Here is an 18,495-nt window from a genome sequence, read left to right as displayed (position 1 = left end):
AAGAGCGCACTGCGCTTCGCTTCGTCGGGGCTACGATATCCGGGCTTGCGTCTCCGGCAGCGTAAACACCTCGCATGGCGAAGCGATGCCGCGCAGCGGATGCGATCCGAGCGCGACGAGAGGCGTGTCCGTCTCCGCGGCCAGCGCCCCCGATACCAGCACGGTCCGTTCCAGGGGCTTGCACAATCCCTCGAGCCGGCTGGCGAGATTCACGGCGGGACCGATCGCCGTGAAATCGAGCCTGTTGGCGGCGCCGATATTGCCCCAGAGTATTTCGCCGAGATGAAGGGCCGCGCCGAATGCAAGTGGCGGCAGTCCTTGAGCGCTGCGCTCCCCGTTGAGATACGCCATGCCGGCTTCGGCTGCGCCTGCGGCACGCAGGGCGGCGTCGCACGCGCGGCGCGGCGACGCCTCGACCACCGGGAAGATCGCGAGCACGCCGTCGCCGATGAATTTCAGCACTTCGCCGCCGAAGGCATGAACGGCACCGGCGATGCGATCGAACCAGGCGTCGAGCGCTGCGATGACGTCGGCCGGCGGTGTGGTCTCCGACAAGGTCGTGAAGTTACGCAGATCCGCATAGAGCAGCGCGGCTTGAATGGTCTCGCCGAGATCGCGCCGCAACGGCGCCGCCAGCACCCGCTCCGCGCTGCGCTTGCCGAGATAGGCATCGAGCGTCGCGCGCAACGTGGCGCGCGCAGCGAGCACGGCCAGCGGCGTCGCGGCGAAACGCGCAGCCTGGCGCAATTGCTCGATCTCGTCTGCGGTGAACGGACGCGGCCCGATCCAGCCGAGCTGCGGCCCATCTGGTCGTCCGACCACCTCTTCGTGCACCTCGCCGCCCGCGATGTCGCGCAGCCAGCGGCGGCCGGCATCATTGGGCGGGTCGGGCGCCAGCCCACTTGGTGCGAAGCCGAGCGCCTCGATGACCCGGCCGTTCTCCGCGCGCCACAGCCAGGTCCGCTTCGCGATCAGCGGATGCGGCACCTCCAATGTCAGGCTGCCTGCCGCAAGCGGCACACCGTCGGCGACCAGATGAGCGCCGAGTTCCGCGAGCAGACGGTCGGCCCCGGGGCAATCCGAGGCGGCATCGACGAGCCAGGCGAGGGTCCGGGAGAGTTGCATGACCCGATGATGGCGAAGGTCGGCCATCTTTGTCACGGCAATCCTTGACGCACAGCTCCACCGCCGCCATGTCCCGGGATCAGCCCAGGGATGATCGCCGATGACCGAGCCATTCGTAGTGCGACGCGAAACCCAGATCGCAGCCCCCCGCGCCACCGTCTTCGCCTATTTGACCGACCCCGAGAAAATCCTGAGCTGGATGGGCTCCGACGCGACCACGGAGCCGCATCCCGGCGGGCTCTATCTCCTCAAGGGCATCGGCCCGCGTGGCGGCGTCGGCCGCGGCACCTTCCGCGAGGTCGTGCCAGTGCATCGTCTGGCCTATACGTTCGGCTGGGAGGGCGGTCAGGAAGTTCCGCCCGGCTCGAGCCTGATCGAGATCGACCTGATCGAGCGCGACGGCGGCACGCTGCTGCGCATGACCCATAGCGGGCTCCCGACCGAGGAACAGGCCGCCGCGCACGCGAAAGGATGGGCGCATTATCTGGGCCGGCTGACGAGCGCCGCCGCGGGCAGCGATCCCGGTCCGGACAAGGGTATCTCAGACAAGATGTAGATCTCGTAGGGTGGGCAAAGCGAAGCTTGCCCACGCGGCCTATCAACAATGTCGTGAAGAACGGTGGGCACGGCGCTTCGCGCCTTTGCCCACCCTACGGCACCGCCGCTTAAACTGCCGCGGTCGCCACCACCTGCTGCAACAGTTGCTCGCGCCTGGCCTGCGAACGCTGGCCCTTCATGGTCGCGGCGAAGCGTTCGAGGATGCCGTCCTCGAAGGCGGTGACGATGGTGTCGTGGACGTAGCTCTTGCGGCAGATCGCCGGCGTGTTGGAGAGCTTGTCGGCTGCGGCGCGGATCGCGTCCAGCACCTGCTTCTTGCGGCCGCGCTGGCTGGTCGCCGGCGTGATCCGCGACAGCGATTCCACCACGACTGCGGACGCCATCAGCGTGCGAAAATCCTTCAGCGAAATCTTGATGCCGGCGATCTCGCGCAGAAACGCGTTCACCTGCGTGGTGCTGACCGCGCGCACGATGCCGTAGGCGTCGCGATACTGGAACATGCGCTTGCCGGGAACGCCGTTCAGGATGCCGATGGCGCGCACCAGCTTCGCAGCGTCGCACTCTTTTCGCACCGCCTTGCCGCCCTTGGCCTTGAAGGTCAGCACGAAGGAATCGTCCTCGAGCGTAACGTTCGACTTCAGCATCGTGGTGGCACCGCGGGTGCCGTTGAGGCGGGCATAGGATTCGTTGCCGGGACGGATCGCGGTGCGCGCGATCAGCTCGATCACGGCCGAGAGTGCGAATTCACGCGTCGGCTCGTCGCCCGACAGGAACGCCGAGACCTTGCGCCGGATCTTTGGCAGCGCGCCGACGAGCTTTTCCAGCCGGTGCGCCTTGCGGTGCTCGCGGACCTTTTCCCAATCGGCGTGGTAGCGGTATTGCAGCCGGCCCGCGGCATCGCGTCCCACCGCCTGGAGATGCGAGCTCGGATCGGCCGAGTAGCGCACCTGGCGATAGGCCGGCGGCACCGCCATGGCGTGCAGCCGGCGGATGGTGCGGGCGTCGCGGATATGCGCGCCGTTGGGACGGACGAAGGAATAGCCCTTGCCGCGCTTGATGCGCCGGATGGTCAGCTCGTTCTGGTCGCCGAGCCGCAGGCCCAGCTCCTTGGCGATCGCCTCAACCGAGGTCGCAGGCGCGGTGTCGAAGACCTTTTTCGGGCTGAGACGGGCGGAACCGGCCGGTTTCGGCCATTGTCCGAGGGCTTTGGCCAGCGCGACAGCAGCAGGATCGGCCGAAGCGAGCCGCATCGTCCCGAGATTCTGCTGATCCATCATAGTCTTAAGCCTTAGCCCTGTCTGTTATCGGTCAATGCCGCTGTTCTGATTTTTGTTCCAAGGGTCTCTTGGACGGTCTCGTTGGACCCGGGTTGGCCATTTAGGGTGTTCCGAACCGCATTGCGAGTCCCGAATCAGTGACAGACGGTTTCTAAATACCTCCTGCGGCGCATGGGCGCCCTGCACGGGCCTCTTCCGGCGATCTGGTAAAGACCTGGAAAGCCGCGCCGGCCTGTTTCAGATCTGCGACAGTCGCGCCAGGCGGCGTTGATCTTCCGCATGGCCGCCTGCTCGTCGAAGGTCCAGCTTGTGCTCCTTGTCGGGTCCGGTTAGGCGGACGCATAATCGGTTCAACGATGACGTCGGCTCGCCAGTCGCCTGGGCTCGGCTTGCCGTATCTGGAGGGAAGCATGTCCGAGAAGACCTACGACGTCCCCGCGGAATGGGCCAAGCGCGCCTGGATCGACCAAGCCAAGTACAAGGACATGTATGCCCGCTCGATCGCGGACCCGAACGCCTTCTGGGCCGAGCAGGCCAAGCGTATCGACTGGATGCACGCGCCGACGAAGATCGAGAACGTCTCCTTCGCGCCCGGCAACATCTCGATCAAATGGTTCGAGGACGGAATCCTCAACGTCGCCCATAATTGCATCGACCGGCATCTGCACAAGCGCGCCAACCAGACCGCGATCATCTGGGAGGGCGACGATCCCTCGCAATCCAGGCACATCACCTACAAGGAGCTGCACGACGAGGTCTGCCGGATGGCCAACATCCTGCGCACCCGCAACGTCAAGAAGGGCGACCGCGTCACCATCTACCTGCCGATGATTCCCGAAGCGGCCTACGCGATGCTGGCCTGCGCGCGGATCGGCGCGATCCACTCCGTGGTGTTCGCGGGCTTCTCGCCCGACAGCCTCGCCCAGCGCATCAACGACTGCCAATCCAAGGTGATCATCACGGCGGACGAGGGCCTGCGCGGCGGCAAGAAGGTGCCGCTGAAAGCCAATGTCGATGCAGCGCTCGTCAAGGCCGACGGCGTCGACTGGGTCGTCGTTGTCAAGCGCACCGGCGGCACGGTCGAGATGAATCCGTCGCGCGATCTTTGGTATCACGACGCCGCCAAGATGGTGACGACGGAATGCCGGGCCGAGCACATGCACGCCGAGGATCCGCTGTTCATCCTCTACACGTCGGGCTCGACCGGCCAGCCCAAGGGCGTGTTGCACACCTCGGGCGGCTATCTCGTGTTCGCCGCGATGACGCATCAATACGTCTTCGACTATCACGACGGCGACATCTACTGGTGCACCGCCGACGTCGGCTGGGTCACCGGACATAGCTACATCCTCTATGGGCCGCTGGCGAACGGTGCGACCACGCTGATGTTCGAAGGCGTGCCGAATTATCCGGACAATTCCCGTTTCTGGAACGTGATCGACAAGCACAAGGTCAACATCTTCTACACCGCGCCGACCGCGATCCGCGCACTGATGCAGAGCGGCGACGAGCCCGTGAAGAAGACGTCGCGTGCAAGCCTCCGGCTGCTTGGCTCGGTCGGCGAGCCGATCAATCCCGAAGCCTGGGAGTGGTATCACCGCGTCGTCGGCGACGACCGCTGCCCGATCGTCGACACCTGGTGGCAGACCGAGACCGGCGGCATCCTGATCACGCCGCTGCCGGGCGCGACCAAGCTGAAGCCGGGCTCGGCGGCGCAGCCGTTCTTCGGCGTCGTGCCTGAGATCGTCGATGCCGACGGCAAGGTGCTGGACGGCGAGACATCAGGCAATCTGTGCCTGACGCGGTCATGGCCGGGCCAGATGCGCACGGTCTATGGCGATCACGCCCGCTTCGAGCAGACCTATTTCTCGACCTACAAGGGCAAGTATTTCACCGGCGACGGCTGCCGGCGCGATGCCGACGGCTATTACTGGATCACCGGCCGCGTCGACGACGTCATCAACGTCTCCGGCCACCGCATGGGCACCGCGGAAGTCGAAAGCGCGCTGGTCGCGCACGAGAAGGTGTCTGAGGCCGCCGTGGTCGGTTACCCGCACGACATCAAGGGCCAGGGCATCTACGCCTATGTCACCCTGATGGCCGGCGTCGAGCCGACCGACGAATTGCGCAAGGAGCTCGTCACATGGGTGCGCAAGGAGATCGGCCCGATCGCCGCGCCCGACCAGATCCAGTTCTCGCCCGGTCTGCCCAAGACCCGCTCCGGCAAGATCATGCGCCGCATCCTGCGCAAGATCGCCGAGGACGAGCCGGGCAGCCTCGGCGATACCTCGACGCTCGCCGATCCGGCCGTCGTCGACGATCTCGTCAAGAACCGGCAGAACAAGAAGTCGGCATAAGGCACGTTCTCGTGCCCCGGACGCAGCGCAGCGCGCACTTCGCGGTGCGCTGCTGAGACAGGGCCCATCCAACGGCGGAGAGTGTGGCCTCCTGGGTCCCGGCTCTGCGCAGCAGCGCCAAGGCGCTGCAGCGCGTCCGGGACACAGAGCCCCCGAAATAACAGCCGTTCACACCCTCACGCACTTGTCAGGGCGCGATCAGCCGCGCCCGCGTCTTTCCAGCCAAGTGTTGTTTTCTTGTCATTTACTTTATTTCGAACATTTTCTTTGTTCCGCGTGCTGGCGGGCCCTTGCCGGCCGCGCGTGGAAACCATCCGGTTAACAGGCGCGGTTAAGAATATCCGGGCAAGCGGGCAATTGCCGGTGCTGCGTAGTTTTGGACGATCCGTTCGGGGCAGAGGAAAAATTGATGTCGGTAAAGATTGCTGTGGCGCTCGCCGCCACCATCGGGGCTGGGGTCTTGATGTCGACGGCCGCAGAGGCGCGGCCGGAAATGGTTGGGACGCACGTCGCCAACTATTCACCCGGTACCATCGTGGTCAAAACCAACGAGCGGCGGCTCTATCTCATCCTCGATGACGGCCACGCCGTGCGCTACCCGGTCGGCGTCGGCAAGTCCGGCAAGCAGTGGGCCGGCACCACCCGCATCGACGGCAAGTATCGCAATCCGGCCTGGTCGCCGCCCGCCGAAGTGAAGCGCGACAAGCCGCAGCTTCCCGACGTGATCCCGGGCGGCTCACCGCATAACCCGATGGGCGTCGCCGCGATGACGCTGGCCGGCGGCGAGTATGCCATCCACGGCACCAATGTGCCGGGCTCGGTCGGCGGCTTCGTCTCCTACGGCTGCATCCGCATGCTCAACGACGACATCACCGATCTCTACAGCCGCGTCTCCGTCGGCACGACGGTGGTCGTGGGGCGCTGATCGTCGGGATCGGGGCAAGACGGCAAGAGCCGCGTCTTTCGACGCGGCTTTTTTGTTACCAGAAGCGCCAGCCGCGCGCGCACCAGCCGTCGCGATGGCCGCCATTGTAGCTCCGCGCGTAACCGCCCGCGAGCAACGCGGCAGATACGTCCGCAGTTCGCCTTGTCGCGACATTGGCGAGAACACGGCCGTATTTGTCGGGGCCGAGATTGGCGATCGTCACGCCGCCCTGGCCGAGCAGATCGCGCAGGGCGCCGGTCGCCGCTTGAGCCTTGTCCAATTCATCCTGGCAGGATGCTTTCATCTCCGGCGCATCGATACCGCGCAGGCGAACGCGCGCAACGAGAACGCGTCCGTCGCGCTGGCGCACGCGAGCGAGAAAGGTATCGCCGTCGATCGTGCGAATGACGTCGACCGGCTGACGGATGTCTGGATTGGCCTGCTGCAAAATGATCTGGGCATCTCGCGATTGACCGTCGATCGCATGCGGGAAGGGCCAGTTCATCCCGTGCCGGAACGTAAGCACGACGGCCACCACGATTGCGACCACGAACATCCACGGCAACAGCCCCGAGAAGTGACGGCTGAACGGCGAACCACTGTATGAGGGCCGGTATGGATGGCTGGGATCGAAACGCGGCATCCGCGCACGCTAGGGCTGAGTCGGGCGATCCGGCAAGATAGCCTCAAAAGCCAGCCTCAAAAGTCCGAGGCGATACCTTTGCGCTCCCAATCGCCGTAGCGGGTGGGCTCAGGTCCCTTCGGTCCCTGCAATTCCTTCGGCGCCGCCGCGGCGTGGGCAGCAGCAGCCTGCCGGCGCGCTTCCGCCTCGGCCAGCGCGCGCTGGGCGGCCGGCGGGAGCGGCTTGCGATCGGGAACGGGGGGCTGGTCACTCATCTCGGCGGTTCCTAGCGCAGGATCACGGGGTGTGCGACGTCCAATAACGCATTGCTGAGATGGTCATGGCGGGCTGTAAACGCGAGAGGCCATTCTTACATTTGGCATATTCGCATGCCAGAGATACGTCTCTCGAGGCATGCGCCCATTGCGGCGGAACTGCCGCTCGCCAAGAACCTTAAGCCGCATGCCATCTCAACGTTTCGCTCCTCCGTCCGAAGTGCCTGGTCTCGCGGCGCGGCGGATCGCCGCTGACATCGTCGACGGCGTGCTGCACAAGCACCGCACGCTTGACGATCAGCTCGACGGCAGCGGTGCCCACCCCGGATTGAAGACGCTCGCCGACCGCGACCGCGCGCTGATGCGCCGCCTGGTCGCGACCGTACTGCGTCGGCTCGGCACGCTCGGCCATGTGCTGTCCCGCTTGCTCGACAAGGGCATTCCCTCCGAAGCGCCGCGCGCGCAGAGCGCACTCCTGATCGGCGCCGCCCAGATTCTCTGGATGGACGTGCCCGATCACGCCGCGGTTGATCTCTCCGTCCGCCTCGTTCAATCCGACCGGCGTGCCGCGCGTTATGCCGGCCTCGTCAATGCCGTGCTGCGCCGCTGCGCGCGCGAGGGCAAGGCGCTGGTGGATGAAGTTGCCACGCAATCGCTGGACTTGCCGCCCTGGCTGCTCGCGCGCTGGAGCGCGCATTACGGCGAGGCGACCGCAAGAGACATGGCGCTGGCGCTCGGCCACGAGCCCTCGCTCGACCTCACCGTGAAATCGGACGCCGCGCAATGGGCGAACCGGCTGCACGGTGAAGTACTGCCGACCGGATCGGTGCGCACGGTGCTGCACGGCGCCGTGACCATGCTGCCCGGCTTCACCGAGGGGCAATGGTGGGTGCAGGATGCCGCCGCCGCGTTGCCGGCTCGGCTATTTGGCGACATCAAAGGCAAGGCCGTAGCCGATCTCTGCGCCGCCCCGGGCGGCAAGACCGCGCAACTGGCACAGGCCGGCGCGCATGTCACGGCGATCGACCGCTCACCCGCCAGGGTGGCGCGTCTGCGCGAGAATCTGACGCGACTGTCGCTCCAGGCCGAGACTGTCGTCGCCGACGCCGTGGAATGGGCCGGCCCTGCCGAAGGTTTTGACGGCATCCTGATCGATGCGCCCTGCACATCGACCGGAACGATCCGGCGCCATCCCGACGTTGCCTGGCTCCGGCAGGAATCCGACGTCGCCGCCCTGACCGCGCTCCAGCAGCGGCTGCTGAAGAAATCCGTCTCGCTGCTCAAGCCGGGCGGGACGCTGGTCTACTGCACCTGTTCGCTGGAACCCGAAGAGGGCGAGCAGGCGATCGCGGCGCTACTTGCCACGGAGGGCGGCCTGCGCCGCGTGCCGATCGAAGCTTCCGAGGTCTCGGGGCTCAGCGAGATCATCACCACGGAAGGCGACCTGCGCACGCTGCCCAGCCACCTGCCGAACGCCGATCCCAAGCTCGGCGGGCTCGACGGTTTCTACGCAGCCCGGCTCGTTAAATCCTGATTTTGCACCGGTTTTTGCGCCAGCGCTGATTCGCGACGCTTCAAGATGGTGTCAGACGTCCAATTTTGGGATTAAGAAGGATTCGTCGTTAATCCTCTCCCCCTTCAAGGCAAGGCGTGTCGGTCGCTCAACGCAGACGTATCTCGACGCTGGTGATGAACCGCTTCGCGCGGAACATGCTCGCGCGCGCGAGCGGCGGTTCCGTTGCGCTATCGCGGGTCTGGCCCGGCCGTACCGACCGGCTGATCATCGCGCCGCATGACCTGCGCACCGCGGACGCGACCCGCGCCGCAGAGATCTATGCCGGCCGCTTCGTCTTCGCCGGCAAGATCGTCAATTGCCACGGCCGCTCGATCTTCGACCTCGAACCGCCGTCGGAAGACTGGGAGGTCGCGCTGCTCGGCTTCGGCTGGCTGCGCCATCTGCGCGCCGCCGACACCGCGCTGACGCGCGCCAATGCGCGCGCGCTGGTCGAGGATTGGATCGCCAACCCCGCCAACAAGCGCCGCGCCGTCGCGCGGCGTGCCGACGTGCTGGCGCGGCGTGTGATCTCGCTGCTGTCGCAGGCACCGCTGGTGCTCAACGACACCGACAACAAATTCTATCGCCGTTATCTGCGGGCGCTGGCGCGGGAGATCCGCTTCCTGCGCTACACCATGGTCAACATTCCCGACGGGGTGCCGAAGCTCCAGGTGCTGATCGCGCTGTGCTACGCGGCGCTGTGCCTTGCCAACCAGGCGCGGCAGATCCGCAGTGCCTCGAAAAAGCTCTCGGACGAGTTGCAGCGGCAGATCCTGCCCGATGGCGGCCACATCTCCCGCAATCCGGGCGCGCTGATCGAGCTCCTGATCGACCTGTTGCCGCTGCGGCAGACCTTTGCCGCGCGCAACATTGCGCCGCCGCCGGCGCTGCTCAACGCGATCGACCGCATGATGCCGATGCTGCGCTTCTTCCGGCACGGCGACGGCAATTTCGCACTCTTCAACGGCATGAGCGCGACGCCCTCGGACCTGCTCGCCACGCTGCTCGCCTATGACGACACCCACGGCGCGCCGATGGCGAACATGCCACATACCGGCTTCCAGCGCCTCGACGCCGGCCAGACCACGCTGATCATCGACACCGGCCCGCCGCCGCCGGCCGGCGTCAGCCACGACGCCCATGCCGGCTGCCTGTCGTTCGAATTGTCTTCCGGCATCAGCCGCATCGTCACCAATTGCGGCATGCCGACCACGGGCCGCGACAATTGGCGGCCGTTCGCACGCGGCACCGCGGCGCATTCGACGCTGACCTATCATGAGACGTCCTCATGCCAATTCGTCGAGATGTCGGCGATGAAGCGCCTCCTGCACGGCTCGCCCGTCACCAGCGGCCCGGTCGAGGTCGAGAGCTATCGCGAGATCGTGCAGAACGGCACGCTGCTCACGACCTCGCACGACGGCTATCTCGCGAAATTCGGCGCGATCCATCGCCGCGTGCTGATGGTCGCCAATGACGGCGCACGCATCGACGGCGAGGACACGCTGTCGCCGCCTCAGGGCGGACGCTTCAAGGGTGCCGACGCCGACTTCGCGCTACGCTTCCATCTGCATCCGGCGGTGAAGGCGAGCCGGCTGTCGGATGCCCGTGGCGTCATGCTGGTGCTGCCGAACCGCGACGTCTGGACCTTCGAGGCGCTGGACGACAAGGTCGACCTCGAGGACAGCGTGTTCCTGGCCGGCAATGACGGCCCGCGCCGCACCGCGCAGATCGTGATCCGGCAGGATGCGCGGCAGGCGCCGTCGATCCGCTGGAGCTTCGTCCGCTCCACTGCATCGCCTGCGGTCACCAATGCCCGCCGCAACGCCCGGCGCGAGCCGGAACTTCCGCTGTAAACGCGCACGATTCGGCCCCATCTCATCGTTGTGAAAACGGCCGAAAGCTGCTATCGAGCCCTCGCTCGCGCGACTGGCGACCTTGGATGGAGCACCATCGGGAAGCGCGAGATATAGAAGCCGCGCGCCTGGGCATAGACACTCCTTAAGACAGAGGATCTTGCTCATGACTGACCATCCCCGCCGCGTCACCCGTGCTCTTCTCTCCGTCTCCGACAAGACCGGCCTGATCGAGTTCGCAAAGGCGCTTGCCGCGCACGATGTCGAGCTGGTCTCGACCGGCGGCACCGCCAAGGCGATCGCCGCGGCCGGCCTCAAGGTGAAGGACGTTTCCGACCTCACCGGCTTCCCCGAGATGATGGACGGCCGCGTCAAGACGCTGCATCCGAAGGTGCATGGCGGCCTGCTCGCGATCCGCGACAACAAGGAACATGCGGAGGCGATGAAGGCGCACGGCATCGCGCCGATCGATCTCCTGGTCGTCAACCTGTATCCGTTCGAAGCGACCGTCGACAAAGGCGCGGGCTTCGAGGATTGCATCGAGAACATCGACATCGGCGGCCCCGCAATGATCCGCGCCGCGGCGAAGAACCATGACGACGTCGCCGTCGTGGTCGAGGCCGAGGACTACAAGGCCGTGCTCGACGAGCTCGCCGCCAACAACGGATCGACGACGTTGAAACTGCGCCGGCGGCTTGCCGCAAAGGCCTATGCGCGCACCGGAGCTTATGACGCCGCGATCTCGAACTGGTTCAACCGCCAGCTCGAAATCGACGCGCCCGACTTCCGCGCCTTCGGCGGCAGACTGATCCAGTCGCTGCGCTATGGCGAGAACCCGCACCAGACCGCGGCGTTCTATGCGACGCCCGACAAGCGGCCGGGCGTCTCGACCGCGCGGCAGCTCCAGGGCAAGGAGCTCTCCTACAACAACATCAACGACACCGATGCGGCCTATGAGTGCATCGGCGAGTTCGACGCCAAGCGCACCGCGGCCTGCGTCATCGTCAAGCACGCCAATCCATGCGGCGTCGCCGAAGGCTCCGATCTCGTCAGCGCCTATCGCAAGGCGCTGGCCTGCGATTCCACCTCGGCGTTCGGCGGCATCATCGCAATGAACCGCGCGCTCGACGCCGACACCGCGCGCGAGATCACGAAGATCTTCACCGAGGTGATCATCGCGCCCGATGCCAGCGAGGAGGCGATCGCCATCATCGGCGCGCGCAAGAACCTCCGCCTGCTGCTCGCCGGCAGCCTGCCCGATCCGCGCGCGCCTGGCCTCACCGCCAAGACGGTGGCTGGCGGCCTCCTCGTGCAAAGCCGCGACAACGCGGTGGTCGACGACATGACCTTCAAGATCGTGACCAAACGTGCGCCTGATGACGCCGAGATGCGCGATCTGAAATTCGCGTTCCGCGTGGCAAAGCACGTCAAGTCTAACACCATCATCTACGCCAAGGATCTCGCCACCGTCGGCATCGGCGCGGGCCAGATGAGCCGGGTGGATTCAGCGCGGATCGCGGCGCGCAAGGCGCAGGACGCGGCGAATGAGCTCAAGCTCGCAGAGCCGCTCACCAAGGGCTCGGTGGTGGCGTCGGATGCGTTCTTCCCGTTCGCCGACGGCATGCTCGCCTGCATCGAGGCCGGCGCCACCGCCGTGGTGCAGCCCGGCGGCTCCATGCGCGACGACGAGGTGATCAAGGCCGCCGACGAGCATGGCATCGCCATGGTGTTCACGGGCACGCGGCACTTTAGGCACTAACTCACCGCGAGCGTAGCCCGGATGGAGCGCAGCGAAATCCGGGCTACGCCACTAATCCCGTACCCGCATCAACAACCCCAGCCCCGCGACGAAGAACACCACCAGCACGGCCATGCCGGCCTTCTGGCTCGCCGTCACCGCGGTGATCATGCCGATCAGCAGCGGGCCGATGAAGGACGTTACCTTCCCCGTCAGCGCGAACAGGCCGAAATACTGCGCGATGCGATCCTTCGGCGCGAGACGGATCAGCAGAGTGCGCGAGGCGGCCTGAAGCGGGCCGCCGGCAGCGCCGATGAGACAACCCAACACGAGATAAGCGCGCTCGGCCGCGCTCGAGAACAGGGGCGCGCCCGGAAGAGGCGGCGCAACCTTGACGAACAGGACGCTGTCCTTGTCGACCAGAAGAATCGCCGCCACCGCCAGCAACAGAACAAGCAGGCTGCCGGCGATGACGCGCTTCGGCCCGAGACCGTCGTCGAGCTTGCCGCCAAGCCATGCGCCAAGGGCGCCGGCAATCGCGAGCATGATGCCGAAGGTGCCGATCTGGATCGTGTGCCAGCCGAAGGTGCCGGCGGCATAGATGCCGCCGAACGCGAACAGCGACACCAGGCCGTCGGTGTAGATCATATTGGCGAGCAGGAATGCCGCGAGCGATTTCCGCTGCGGGAGACCCTTGATCGATTGCTTGAGATCCGACAATCCCTCGCGCAGCGCCTCGCGCACCGGATGCTTCGCCGGATAATCCGGCGTGAACAGGAATAACGGTGTCACGAAGATGATGAACCACAGCCCGGTCAGCGGTCCCACGATGCGATCGCCCTGATGGCTGACCGGATCGAGCCCGAACAGCGGCTTGAAGCCGAGCAACGTGCGGCCGGTCTCGGGATTGGCGGCGAGAAAGCCGAGCACGATGACGAGGCTGACGATGCCGCCGATGTAACCCGTGGCCCAGCCGGTGCCGGAGAGCCGGCCGATCCGCTCAGGCGGCACCAGGGTCGGCATCATCGCGTTGTTGAAGACGGTGGCGAATTCCGCGCCGACGCTGGCGAGCGCGACCGCGGTGAGTAGCGGCGCAATGATGGTGGGATCGCCGGGCTTGCCGATCCACAGCGTGCTGGCCGCCAGCACCAGCAGTGTGCCGAATCCCGCGATCCACGGCTTCCTGCGGCCCGAGGCATCGGCGATGGCGCCGAGCACCGGCGACATCAGCGCGATCGCGAGGCCCGCGGCTGCCATCGCAAAGCCCCACAACGACTGGCCGGTGGCGGCATCTGGCGCAATGCTGGTGGCGAAATAGGGTGCGAAAACAAAGGTCGTGATCAGCGTGAAATAAGGCTGCGCGGCCCAATCGAAGAAGATCCAGCTGATAACGGCGGCGCGCGGCGGATAGGTCCGCTGCGCGCCGGCCAAGCGCGCATCCGAGGCGATCGTCGTCATATTCCAGTCCCCATCACGAACAGTTTTGCCTCTGTTGGGGCAAAGCGTATAGCATTGAAGCGACGCGTGGGAACTGGCCTGAGGCCGCGACGGAAGCTTGATGATGTCGTCATATCCGACACGGCGGACATTTTTCGCCTTCATTGCCACTCTGGCGTTTGGTTTTTCGTCTGCCACCGCACAGGATGCGCGGCGAGCCTATGTCCCACCCGCGCTCGACACGGTGCACGCCGTTCCGTCCGAGCACGGCATGGTGGTGGCGCAGGAAAAGATATCGGCGCAAGTCGGCGCCGACATCCTGCGCCGCGGCGGCAACGCGGTCGATGCCGCGGTCGCCACCGGCTTTGCGATGGCCGTGACGTATCCGCGCGCCGGCAATATCGGCGGCGGCGGATTCATGGTGATCCATTCGGCCGAGCGCAACGAAGACATCACGATCGACTATCGCGAGACCGCGCCGGCTGCGACCACCCCGCAGATCTTCCTCGGCGCTGACGGCAAGCCCGATGCGGCGAAGTCGCGGGATTCCGCGCTCGGCGTCGGCGTGCCCGGCACCGTCGCAGGTCTTGTGCTGGCCTTGGAAAAATACGGCTCGGGCCGGTTCACGCTGGCACAGCTGCTCGAGCCCGCGATTGGGCTCGCCCGCGACGGTTTTGTCGTCACCGACGACCTTGCCGACACGCTGCCGGGTTGGCACCGGCGGCTGGCGCGCTGGCCGTCGTCGGCCAAGATCTTCTCGCGCCCCGACGGCACACCGCTCGGCGAAGGCGACAGGCTGGTGCAGAGTGATCTCGCCGAAACGCTGTCGGCCGTCGCCGCACAGGGGCCGCGCGGTTTCTATGAGGGGCCGGTCGCGGACAAGCTCGCCAAGGCCGTGACTGACGCCGGCGGCATCATGACGCCGGCCGATCTGAAATCCTATCAGGCGGTGATCCGTGCCCCGGTGCACGGCACCTATCGCGGCTACGACATTGTCTCGATGCCGCTGCCGTCCTCCGGCGGCGTGGTGCTGGTGGAGACGCTCAACATCCTCGAGGGCTTTCAGCTGGCCGATCTGAAACAGGGGTCGCCGGCCTCGCTGCATCTGCTGATCGAAGCCATGAAGCGCGCCTATGCGGATCGTGCGCGCTATCTCGGCGATCCCGCCTTCGTCAATGCGCCGATCGACACGCTCACTGCCAAGGACTACGCCGCCAAGCTGCGCGCCGGCATCTCCACGGAGCGCGCCACGCCGTCGAAGCAGCTCGTCTCCGCCCCTCCCGCGCCGCGCGAGGGCACCAACACCACGCACTTTTCCGTCGTCGACGCCGGCGGCAATGCCGTCAGCAACACCACCACGCTCAATTTCAGCTATGGCGTCGGCCTCGTTGCCGACGGAACCGGCGTGCTGCTCAACAACGAGCTCGACGATTTCACCGCCGCGGTCGGCGCTTCCAACGCCTACGGCCTCGTCGGCTTCGAGCCCAATCTGCCCGGACCCGGCAAGCGGCCGTTGTCCTCCATGTCCCCGACCATCGTGCTCAAGGACGGCAAGCCGGTGCTGGTGACGGGCTCGCCCGGCGGAAGCCGCATCATCTCGACCGTGCTCCAGGTCATCGTCAACGTGCTCGACTACAAGATGGATGTTGCCGCCGCCGTCGCTGCGCCACGGCTGCACCATCAATGGCTGCCGGACGAGGTGCGCGTCGAGAGCGGCTTTCCCGGCAATGTGCTGTTCGAGCTGAAGGCGATGGATCACCTCATCGTCGAGCCGATGGGACAGACCTCGGCCAATTCGATTCTGGTGACGCCGAACGGTCCACTCGGCGCGCCCGATCCGCGTACCCGCGGCGCGGAGGCCGCGGGACAGTAGTCTCGCCGTTGCATGGCACGGCAGCGCGCGCCTGCTTGCGCGGGCTGCCGTGCGTGCTACCACCGCGCAGCTTCAAGGGACCGCCGGGGAAACGCACATGAGCACAGCCGATCCGACCCAGCGCATTGAGCGCGCGGAGATCGAAGACACCAGCCTTCTCGCCTTCTATCGCGACATGAACGCGCCGGAGCGACGGACGTTCTGGGCCTGCGCGGCGGGCTGGGCGCTCGACGGCATGGACTTCATGATCTATCCGCTGGTGATCGGCACCATCATCGCGCTGTGGAAGGTCGATGCGGCCTCGGCCGGACTCGCCGGCACCGTGACGCTGCTGGCCTCCGCGATCGGCGGCTGGCTCGGCGGCTATCTCTCCGATCATATCGGACGTGTCAGGACGCTCCAGATCACCATCATCTGGTTCTCGTTCTTCTCGCTGGTCTGCGCGGTCGTGCAGAATTTCGACCAGCTCCTGATCGCACGCGCCGTGCTCGGCCTCGGCTTCGGCGGCGAGTGGGCGGCCGGCGCCGTGCTGATGGGCGAGGCGATCCGGCCGCAATATCGTGGACGCGCAGTCGGCTCGGTGCAGTCAGGCTGGGCGGTCGGCTGGGGTCTCGCGGTGCTGTCGCAGGCAATCCTGTTCTCGGCTTTGCCGCCGGAGACGGCGTGGCGCTGGATGTTCGTGATCGGCGCACTGCCGGCGCTGCTGGTGTTCTACATCCGCCGCTCCGTCACCGAGCCGGAGATCGCGGTGGAAGCGCGCGCCAAGCAGGCAGCGAGCGGCGATCGTCCTGCGCTCTGGGAAATCTTCTCCGGCCCGATCCTGAAGACCACGATCCTGGCCTCGCTGATGGCGACCGGCTGCCAGGGCGGCTACTACGCCGTCACCTTCTGGGTGCCGCAGTTCCTGACCAAGGAGCGGCACCTGTCGATCGTCGGTTCGACCGGTTATCTCTCGACGCTGATCATCGGCTCTTTCATCGGCTATCTCGTCGGGGCCTGGCTCGCGGATCGCATCGGCAGGCGCAATCTGTTCCTGATCTTCTCGATCGGCGCCATGGCCGTGGTGCTGCTCTACACGCAGCTGCCGCTGACCAACGAGATCCTGTGGGTGCTCGGCTTCCCGCTGGGCTTCTTCGCCTCGGGCTATTTCTCAGGGATCGGCGCGTTCCTGACCGAGCTCTATCCGACGCGGCTGCGCGGCTCCGGCCAGGGCTTCTGCTACAATTTCGGCCGCGGCATCGGCGCGCTGTTTCCATTCCTGGTCGGCGCGCTCTCGGCGACGACGTCGCTCGCCAACGCGATCGCGATGTTCGCGGTGGTGGCTTACGTGCTGTTCTTCATTGCCGCCTTCGCGCTGCCGGAGACGCGCGGGCGCGTGCTGCACGCGGACTAATCCGGCGTTATCACCCCGGGGCGGTGAGGAAACTTACCGTCCCACCTGATACGGCCCGCCCTTTTCCAGCGCTCTGGCGTAGGCCGGCCGCGCGTGGATGCGCTCCAGGAATGCCATCGCCTTGGGATGGCCGAGCTCGAGCCCGCCGCGCGCTTGCGCGGCTTCGAGCGGGAAGCTCATCTGGATATCGGCGGCGGTGAATTCGCTGCCGGCGAACCACTCGCTCTTGCCGAGCTCGCCTTCCCAATAATCCATGTGCTGCTTGAGCTGCGGATTGACCAGCGCGGTGAGCGCCTGGTTCGAGACCTTGCGCACCAGCGGGCGAAGCAGCGCGGGTGCGCGCTTCGGCATCAGCGTGAACAGCAGCTTGAGCAGCAGCGGCTGCATCGCCGAGCCCTCCGCATAGTGCAGCCAATAGGTGAAGCGCAGCCGCTCCGGCGTGTTCGGCGGCGGAATCAGCCGGCCGTTGCCGTAGGTGGCGATGAGGTATTCGATGATCGCGCCTGACTCGGCGATGGTGTTGCCGTTGTCGGTGATGACGGGCGACTTGCCGAGCGGATGGATGGCGCGCAGCTCCTTCGGCGCGCGCATGTCCGGCTGGCGCTGATAGCGCACGATCTCGTAGGGCACGCCCAACTCCTCGAGCAGCCACAGCACCCGCTGCGAGCGGGAATTGTTGAGGTGGTGAACGGTCAGCATCGTTGAGGTCCCCAGGCTAGGCGTGGTCGGTCGGCCGCGCCGTTCGTGCCAGCCCGGGAACACAATGTCGAGCCATCCAGACGGATAATTTCACCCGGGTATATTGACGCCAGCAATTTACCCGGATATTAAAAGGCCAACGTCATCAATATGGCAATGATTTCAATGCAACGGACTTTCACAGCGTTCCAGGGCCACCGCCGCCTTGCGTCCGGGCCAGCGGGAGAGGTCGCGCTGGTCGTCAAGCGGATCACGCCACCGCCGGACGAGCCCATCATCATCTTCGAGGACAGCACGGGCCGACCGATCGACTTCGATCTGCGCGGCGGGGATCGCGAGGTGCTGGCGCGGGTGGCGAAGCTTGTCCCGCCGCCGGTTGAGGAGACCGCGCCACCGAGCGAGCCGCGCGGGCGCGGCCGGCCCAAGCTCGGCGTGGTCGCGCGCGAGGTGACGCTGCTGCCGCGGCACTGGGAGTGGCTCGGAGCCCAGCCGGGCGGCGCCTCGGTCGCGCTGCGAAAGCTCGTCGACGAGGCAAGACGCGTAAGCGGCGACAAGGACCGCGAGCGGCAGGCCCGCGATGCGGCCTATCACTTCATGTCGACCATGGCGGGTAATCTGCCGCAGTTCGAGGAAGCTTCGCGCGCCCTGTTCGCCGATGACCGGCGGCGCTTCACCGGACTGATCGCCGACTGGCCGGTCGACGTCCGCGACCACATCGTCAAGCTCGCCTACAGCGACCGCGCTTAGGCGCAGCACTTTCTCTCACCCCATCGACGGCCGAGCCGCGCGTGCATCGCGCGGCAACGGC

General features: G+C 66.2%; 15 protein-coding genes and 1 riboswitch. Of the genes, 9 read left to right on the top strand and 6 right to left on the bottom strand.

Going from position 1 to position 18,495, the window contains the following annotated elements; translation table 11 throughout:
• Positions 1-30: 30 nt before the first annotated feature.
• Positions 31-1,125, bottom strand: a complete 1,095-nt coding sequence (locus AB7290_RS01465; protein ID WP_085403105.1) for an adenylate/guanylate cyclase domain-containing protein — start codon at positions 1,123-1,125, stop codon at positions 31-33.
• Positions 1,126-1,225: 100 nt separating this feature from the next.
• On the opposite strand from AB7290_RS01465, the gene AB7290_RS01460 reads away from it, so the two are divergent.
• Positions 1,226-1,681 (top strand): SRPBCC family protein, encoded by a 456-nt coding sequence (locus tag AB7290_RS01460; RefSeq protein ID WP_085403026.1) that lies wholly within the window; start codon positions 1,226-1,228, stop codon positions 1,679-1,681.
• A 109-nt stretch (positions 1,682-1,790) separates the two neighbouring features.
• Here the strand turns inward: AB7290_RS01460 and AB7290_RS01455 are convergent, their stop codons facing one another.
• Positions 1,791-2,960 carry a DNA topoisomerase IB gene (locus AB7290_RS01455; protein ID WP_063980320.1) on the bottom strand — a complete coding sequence of 390 codons (1,170 nt, stop codon included), beginning with the start codon at positions 2,958-2,960 and terminating at the stop codon, positions 1,791-1,793.
• 410 nt (positions 2,961-3,370) lie between these two features.
• Here AB7290_RS01455 and acs point away from each other — a divergent pair, with 410 nt between their 5' ends.
• Complete coding sequence (gene acs, locus AB7290_RS01450) at positions 3,371-5,317, top strand: acetate--CoA ligase (protein WP_085403028.1); 1,947 nt, start codon at positions 3,371-3,373, stop codon at positions 5,315-5,317.
• A gap of 409 nt (positions 5,318-5,726) precedes the next feature.
• Positions 5,727-6,242 (top strand): L,D-transpeptidase, encoded by a 516-nt coding sequence (locus AB7290_RS01445; protein WP_085403030.1) that lies wholly within the window; start codon positions 5,727-5,729, stop codon positions 6,240-6,242.
• Between the two features lie 55 nt (positions 6,243-6,297).
• Here AB7290_RS01445 and AB7290_RS01440 read toward each other — a convergent pair whose 3' ends face one another.
• Together AB7290_RS01440 and AB7290_RS01435 are read right to left on the bottom strand one after the other, a co-directional pair.
• Positions 6,298-6,885 (bottom strand): thermonuclease family protein, encoded by a 588-nt coding sequence (locus AB7290_RS01440; protein WP_085403032.1) that lies wholly within the window; start codon positions 6,883-6,885, stop codon positions 6,298-6,300.
• A gap of 56 nt (positions 6,886-6,941) precedes the next feature.
• Positions 6,942-7,139, bottom strand: a complete 198-nt coding sequence (locus AB7290_RS01435) for a DUF1674 domain-containing protein (protein WP_028151091.1) — start codon at positions 7,137-7,139, stop codon at positions 6,942-6,944.
• Positions 7,140-7,326: 187 nt separating this feature from the next.
• Here AB7290_RS01435 and AB7290_RS01430 point away from each other — a divergent pair, with 187 nt between their 5' ends.
• The 3 genes from AB7290_RS01430 to purH all read left to right on the top strand — a co-directional run bounded on the left by AB7290_RS01430 (position 7,327) and on the right by purH (position 12,306).
• Entirely contained in the window at positions 7,327-8,673 is a 1,347-nt protein-coding gene (locus AB7290_RS01430; RefSeq protein WP_085403034.1) for an RsmB/NOP family class I SAM-dependent RNA methyltransferase, read from the top strand.
• A gap of 155 nt (positions 8,674-8,828) precedes the next feature.
• Positions 8,829-10,547: a heparinase II/III family protein gene (locus tag AB7290_RS01425; RefSeq protein WP_085403036.1), complete on the top strand. Its 1,719-nt coding sequence runs from the start codon at positions 8,829-8,831 to the stop codon at positions 10,545-10,547.
• A 59-nt stretch (positions 10,548-10,606) separates the two neighbouring features.
• A riboswitch (ZMP/ZTP riboswitch) is annotated at positions 10,607-10,688 on the top strand.
• Between the two features lie 25 nt (positions 10,689-10,713).
• Positions 10,714-12,306: a bifunctional phosphoribosylaminoimidazolecarboxamide formyltransferase/IMP cyclohydrolase gene (gene purH / locus AB7290_RS01420; RefSeq protein ID WP_085403038.1), complete on the top strand. Its 1,593-nt coding sequence runs from the start codon at positions 10,714-10,716 to the stop codon at positions 12,304-12,306.
• A 51-nt stretch (positions 12,307-12,357) separates the two neighbouring features.
• On the opposite strand, the gene AB7290_RS01415 is transcribed toward purH, so the two are convergent.
• Complete coding sequence (locus AB7290_RS01415) at positions 12,358-13,743, bottom strand: MFS transporter (protein WP_085403040.1); 1,386 nt, start codon at positions 13,741-13,743, stop codon at positions 12,358-12,360.
• A 100-nt stretch (positions 13,744-13,843) separates the two neighbouring features.
• On the opposite strand from AB7290_RS01415, the gene ggt reads away from it, so the two are divergent.
• The gene (ggt, locus tag AB7290_RS01410; RefSeq protein WP_085403042.1) at positions 13,844-15,595 is read left to right on the top strand and encodes a gamma-glutamyltransferase; all 1,752 of its coding nucleotides are present in this window, start codon (positions 13,844-13,846) and stop codon (positions 15,593-15,595) included.
• Positions 15,596-15,692: 97 nt separating this feature from the next.
• Entirely contained in the window at positions 15,693-16,988 is a 1,296-nt protein-coding gene (locus tag AB7290_RS01405) for an MFS transporter (RefSeq protein ID WP_085403044.1), read from the top strand.
• 33 nt (positions 16,989-17,021) lie between these two features.
• On the opposite strand, the gene AB7290_RS01400 is transcribed toward AB7290_RS01405, so the two are convergent.
• A complete protein-coding gene (locus tag AB7290_RS01400; protein WP_028151097.1) occupies positions 17,022-17,687 on the bottom strand; it encodes a glutathione S-transferase family protein in 666 nt (221 codons plus the stop codon).
• A gap of 165 nt (positions 17,688-17,852) precedes the next feature.
• Here AB7290_RS01400 and AB7290_RS01395 point away from each other — a divergent pair, with 165 nt between their 5' ends.
• Complete coding sequence (locus tag AB7290_RS01395) at positions 17,853-18,434, top strand: DUF2239 family protein (protein ID WP_085403046.1); 582 nt, start codon at positions 17,853-17,855, stop codon at positions 18,432-18,434.
• Positions 18,435-18,495 lie beyond the last annotated feature (61 nt).

It is taken from the genome of Bradyrhizobium sp. 613_E4_N2_2, from assembly GCF_052075995.1.
GTDB lineage: Bacteria > Pseudomonadota > Alphaproteobacteria > Rhizobiales > Xanthobacteraceae > Bradyrhizobium > Bradyrhizobium barranii.
This window is presented reverse-complemented; position numbering and strand designations above follow the sequence as displayed.